Source organism: Desulfosarcina sp. (assembly GCF_033791525.1).
In the GTDB taxonomy this organism is placed as follows: domain Bacteria; phylum Desulfobacterota; class Desulfobacteria; order Desulfobacterales; family Desulfosarcinaceae; genus Desulfosarcina.
In genome coordinates this window covers 1-5,221 of the sequence record NZ_JASJGN010000382.1, presented here as the reverse complement: position 1 = coordinate 5,221, position 5,221 = coordinate 1, and the positions used below count along the sequence as shown (strand labels likewise).

Genomic DNA, 5,221 nt, shown 5'->3' with positions numbered 1-5,221 from the left:
CCGCCGCAGTGGCTGCACACGGCATGACCTTCCGTCTTACCCTTGTCTTTGGGTACGACATGAGGTGTCGCGGTGACCGTCTTCTCTTCTTCGAGGGAACAAGTGATCACCATCTCAGCCTCGTTGCCGCAGTTCTTGCATTCACACACCTGTTTGAATCGTTTCTCAGCCATCATTGCACCTCCTGACTATTGATGAGACGGGGGGTCGAAAGCCCGTATCCGCCGATACATCTTTCCTTACCACTTTATTTCATATTTTCCAATTCGGCCCGGACACCGATTGCATCGGCCGGATGGACCTTCTCGAAGTGGTCCAACTGAGCGTTCAAAACATCCGTCAATTCGTGGCAACTATCGCTTCCTGATCATCCGATTTGAAATTCAGAATACGCTTCAGAAGCCCTCGAGGACGTTTATACCGCTTGTCATAATAATGTTCCGAAAAATGTATGGCAGCATAAGGGGTTGTAACAGAAAAACGTCCCTCAATCGGAACGTTTTCTGACAACCACTATATGCTACGATCAAGCGAGGTCGAAGCGGTCAAGGTTCATTACCTTGTTCCAGGCCGCCACAAAGTCATGGACAAACTGCTCCTGCGAATCTGCACTTCCGTATACTTCAGCCAGGGCGCGCAGTTCGGAATTTGAACCGAAGATCAGGTCGACACGAGTGCCGGTCCACTTAGATTCACCCGTTACGCGATCGCTGCCTTCAAACAGGTCTTTGTCTTCAGAGCCCGCCTTCCACGCCGTGCGCATGTCGAGCAGATTCACAAAGAAGTCATTGGTGAGCGTCTCTGGCCGCTTGGTGAAGACGCCGTGCTGGGACTGTCCGAAGTTGGCATTCAAGACGCGCATGCCGCCAACCAGAACCGTCATCTCAGGGGCGGTCAGTGTCAGCAGTTGCGCCCGATCGACCAGCATCTCCTCGGTCGATACGGTGTATTTGGTTTTGAGGTAGTTGCGGAAACCGTCTGCTTCCGGCTCCAGAGCGGAGATAGACCTAACATCGGTTTGCTCCTGCGAAGCATCCATGCGGCCAGGCGTGAAGGGAACCGTCAATTCGTGACCACCATTCTTCGCCGCACGCTCAACACCGGCGCAGCCTGCCAACACGATCAGGTCAGCCATAGAGACCGTCTTGTCGAATTCGCTTTGGATACGTTCCAGTGTCTTCAGCACTTTCGCCAATTGATCCGGCTGGTTGACTTTCCAATCCTTCTGGGGTGCCAGACGGATGCGGGCACCGTTCGCACCGCCGCGCATGTCGGAACCACGGAAGGTCGAAGCTGATGCCCAGGCGGTTGAAACCAGCTCGGAGATAGAGAGGCCAGAATCAAGGATCTTGCCCTTAAGTGTGGCGATGTCACTATCATTGATCAGTTCATGATCGACTTCAGGGATCGGATCTTGCCAAATCAGCGCTTCGCCGGGAACTTCCGGGCCGAGCTAGCGTGCACGAGGGCCCATGTCTCGGTGCGTCAACTTGAACCATGCGCGGGCGAAGGCATCTGCGAACGCTTCCGGGTTTTTCTGGAAGCGCCGCGCAATCGGTTTATAGATCGGGTCCATCCGCATCGCCATGTCGGCGGTGGTCATCATGATCGGAACCCGCTTCGACGAATCGTGAGCGGCCGGTGCAAGATTGTTGTCAGTCGCCTCCTTAGGCGTCCATTGCTTTGCGCCCGCCGGGCTTTTTGTCAGTACCCACTCATTGCCGAACAGCATGTCCAAATAGCTGTTGTCCCACTGCGTCGGGGTCGGGTTCCATGCGCCTTCCAAACCACTGCCAATCTGATCACCACCTTTGCCGCTGCCATGGCTGCTCTTCCAGCCGAGTCCCTGCTCTTCGATACCAGCAGCCTCGGGTTCAGGCCCAACCAGCGCCGCATCGCCGGCACCGTGGCATTTGCCAAAGGTGTGTCCGCCAGCGGTGAGCGCGACTGTCTCCTCGTCGTTCATCGCCATGCGCGCGAACGTCTCCCGAACGTCCCGCCCGGACGCGAGCGGATCTGGTTCGCCGTTCGGCCCTTCCGGATTCACGTAAATCAGACCCATCTGAACAGCAGCCAGAGGATCTTCCAGGTCCCGCTCCCCAGAATACCGATTGTCGCCCAGCCAGGTATCCTCTGCTCCCCAATAGATGTCTTTCTCCGGCTCCCATATATCCTCACGTCCACCGGCGAAACCGAAGGTCTTGAATCCCATCGATTCCAGAGCGACATTGCCTGTGAGAATCATCAGGTCGGCCCAGGATATTTTCCGGCCATACTTCTGCTTGATCGGCCAAAGCAGCCTGCGCGCCTTATCTAGGTTTACGTTATCGGGCCAACTGTTGACGGGCGCAAAGCGTTGGTTACCGGTCCCTGCGCCGCCGCGGCCGTCGCCGGTGCGGTAGGAGCCTGCGCTGTGCCACGCCATCCGGATGAAAAATCCCCCGTAGTGACCGTAGTCGGCCGGCCACCAGTCCTGCGAATCGGTCATCAGATTGTGTAAATCCTTTTTCACAGCGTCAAGGTCCAGGCTCTTGAATTCTTCAGCGTAGTTAAAATCCTCGCCCATCGGATTGGATTTGGAGGAATGTTGGCGCAGAATATCCAGACTCAACTGGTTCGGCCACCATTCGCGATTCGCCCTGCCGCCCACTACGTGTTTATTAGTTTTTCCCGTCACCGGGCATTTCTTTTCATCACTCATAATTCCTCCTTTTTAATGGGGTTTTGGATAATGTTTAGATTATATGGCCCATGTTGCTTCCTGCCGACAGCCATGATGGGGTCCGGTCGCAGCAACACTCGTATGCACTTACCGTCACAGGGTTCTACACACTCGCGAAAGCGCTTCAGCAGAAGAAGAAGGAAGGATTCGATTGTGATCGGGTAGCCGTAGCCAATTGACGGGATTCCCATTGATCAGCATGCAGATTCCTTCTACCAAATCCGCGTTGAGGCCTCAAGCCATATCTGTAGGGGCAACTTAGTCGTTAGGGTATTTAAAGAAAATTATTATCGTCTACACAAAAACAAAATATAAAAAAGCGTCACCACGGCCGGTTTAAACAGTATGATTGACCATGTCTCAAAACACGATTCCTTTTGTTCCAAGCTGGTGGATCCATAACTATCAGTCATTCAACGGGAACGAGTATGACCGGGGCATCCCTATTTATCGATCGTCAGCCAAGATGTCATGATGATTGTAGGAATAAAACCTAAAGGATAATAATTATCGGATAGATTGTTTTCAATAGAAGGTCAACTGTAAATTTTCAAACGAGGAAAAATGATTGTCTTCCTTGATGATAATGCCTACATGCCCGATACGCCGATCCACAACGGGTATTGATGATTCGTCCCGTAATAAGGTACCGCCTTTACCAGGGTATCTCTTCATTGAAGTGAAAAAATTTTCCTGTGGGACCATCCGGGCCGATGATCGCCAGGCGAACGGCGGTTTTTGCGCCTTCTTCCACCTCCATAGGTGCCCGCTGGGAGCCCAAATCAGTTTTTACCCAACCGGGATGCGCGGCGTTGACCTTAATGGGCGTCTTGTTCAGCGACGCAGCCAGGTGCACCGTAAACTGGTTCAGCGCCGTTTTGGAGGCATCATAGGCCAGGGGCTTCACCTGGGTAACCTGGGACGATTCATCGCTGTGGAGGGTCAGTGACCCTAAAATGCTGGAGACGTTGACGATGCGCCCTGCCGAACTTTTTTTAATCAGCGGCAATAGTGCCTGGGTCAGTGCCACCTGGCCGAAAAAATTGACCTCGAAGGTTTCCCTCAGGGCCTGAAGGGAGACCTGCTCCGCGCTGTTGGCAAACATCGGTTCATCCGGGTGAATCATGCCCGCATTGTTCACCAGGATGTCCAACCGACCAAAGCGGGTCTCGATGAAGGCCACCACCTGTGCGATGTGGTCGGCCCGGGTCACATCCAGTTGAACCGGTTCGACCGTCATGCCCTCGGATTGCAATCCGTCCGCAGCCTCCCGTCCAATTTTCAAGTCCCTTGCCCCCATCAGCACGGTCATTTTATGATGGGCCAACTGCCGGCAGGTTTCCAATCCGAGGCCTTTGTTGGCGCCGGTCACCAATGCGATTGCCTGTTCGGTCATCATGTGCCTCCCTTCATCAATCGATAAAAAAGGCAGAGCCTCGATGAGGCTCTGCCTGGTTTGCCTGTCTATATCTGGTTAGCGTCCTTATCCGGCGACATCAATTCCCGGATCACATCCCAGATTTTTATCAGGCTTTTCACAATCGAAATTATTCTTACGGGTATCTACATGCCCGCTCTCTCTCTCTTTTTCACTTTCGACGTAGCTTTCTTCTCTTTTCTCAGCCATGGTTCACCTCATTATTCTCTGTTAGATTTGGTTACCTTCTGATTTTTTGCCTGTTTCATTCAAAGCTCTGCCTTTCCTACCTATCAAGTTAAGGCTGGGCGTCAATAAAGCAATGTGAACCGTATCAGAGCTAAATGAGGGTAAGAACCTATCATAACGGCAATGCGGTGATGGGTGGCCGGGAGCGCCGGACCACGCCAGGCCTTGGGCCTTATCGCAAACGATCAAACATGATTGCGCAGCTGAAGATCCAACGGGTGGGGATTCAGGTAAGTCTGAACGGAAAGATAGGGTTGGTTGTATTTGCGCACGAAATGGTTCAACAGGGTGACGGGAACGATCAGCGGCAGGTGGCCGCTGCGATAATTTCCGATCAATTCCAGGACCTCCTGCTTTTCGTCGCCGGAAAGCTGCTTTTTGAAGTAACCCATGACGTGCATGAGCACATTGGTGTGTTTGCTGACCGTTGCACGAAGCACCAGTGCTTCAGTCAGCATGCCTTCATAACGGTCGTAGAGGTCCGACACGTTTTTTTTCTTTCCATCGGCCACCAGTCGCCCCATCTCACGGTAATGCTTCGGGCTGTGGGCCATGAAAAGCAGTTTTTCCCGGGTGTGGAAATCCACCAGGTTGCCCATGGTCTTCTTTTTCTCCAAAACCTCACGCCATCGCTTCAAGGCGAAGACCTGTTCGATGAAATTTTCCCTTAAGACCGGATCGTGGAGACGGCCTTCCTCTTCCACTGGAATGCGAGGAAACCGGGAGGTGAATGCGGCGGCAAACATCCCCCTGCCGGTTTTCATGGGTTGGCCTTTGTTATTGTAGACCTTGACGCGGTAGAGGCCGCTGCTGGGCGAATCTTTTTTGAAAAT

At 53.1% G+C, this 5,221-nt stretch carries 5 protein-coding genes; all 5 read right to left on the bottom strand.

Annotated elements, in window-relative coordinates; genetic code table 11:
- Nucleotides 1-526: 526 nt before the first annotated feature.
- A complete protein-coding gene (locus tag QNK41_RS18785) occupies nt 527-1,318 on the bottom strand; it encodes a peroxidase family protein (protein ID WP_413815181.1) in 792 nt (263 codons plus the stop codon).
- A 135-nt stretch (nt 1,319-1,453) separates the two neighbouring features.
- Nucleotides 1,454-2,701: a peroxidase family protein gene (locus QNK41_RS18780; protein ID WP_319260038.1), complete on the bottom strand. Its 1,248-nt coding sequence runs from the start codon at nt 2,699-2,701 to the stop codon at nt 1,454-1,456.
- A 676-nt stretch (nt 2,702-3,377) separates the two neighbouring features.
- A complete protein-coding gene (locus QNK41_RS18775) occupies nt 3,378-4,121 on the bottom strand; it encodes an SDR family oxidoreductase (protein WP_319260035.1) in 744 nt (247 codons plus the stop codon).
- Nucleotides 4,122-4,205: 84 nt separating this feature from the next.
- A complete protein-coding gene (locus QNK41_RS18770; RefSeq protein WP_319260033.1) occupies nt 4,206-4,349 on the bottom strand; it encodes a hypothetical protein in 144 nt (47 codons plus the stop codon).
- Between the two features lie 224 nt (nt 4,350-4,573).
- Nucleotides 4,574-5,221, bottom strand: a 648-nt coding sequence (locus tag QNK41_RS18765) for a DUF1722 domain-containing protein (protein ID WP_319260032.1), incomplete at its 5' end; no start/stop codon positions are given.

Coding starts and splice junctions, on each gene's coding strand:
- QNK41_RS18770 (WP_319260033.1), bottom strand. CDS start 4,349: ATGGCTGAGAAAAGAGAAGAAAGCTACGTCGAAAGTGAAAAAGAGAGA.
- QNK41_RS18775 (WP_319260035.1), bottom strand. CDS start 4,121: ATGATGACCGAACAGGCAATCGCATTGGTGACCGGCGCCAACAAAGGC.
- QNK41_RS18780 (WP_319260038.1), bottom strand. CDS start 2,701: ATGAGTGATGAAAAGAAATGCCCGGTGACGGGAAAAACTAATAAACAC.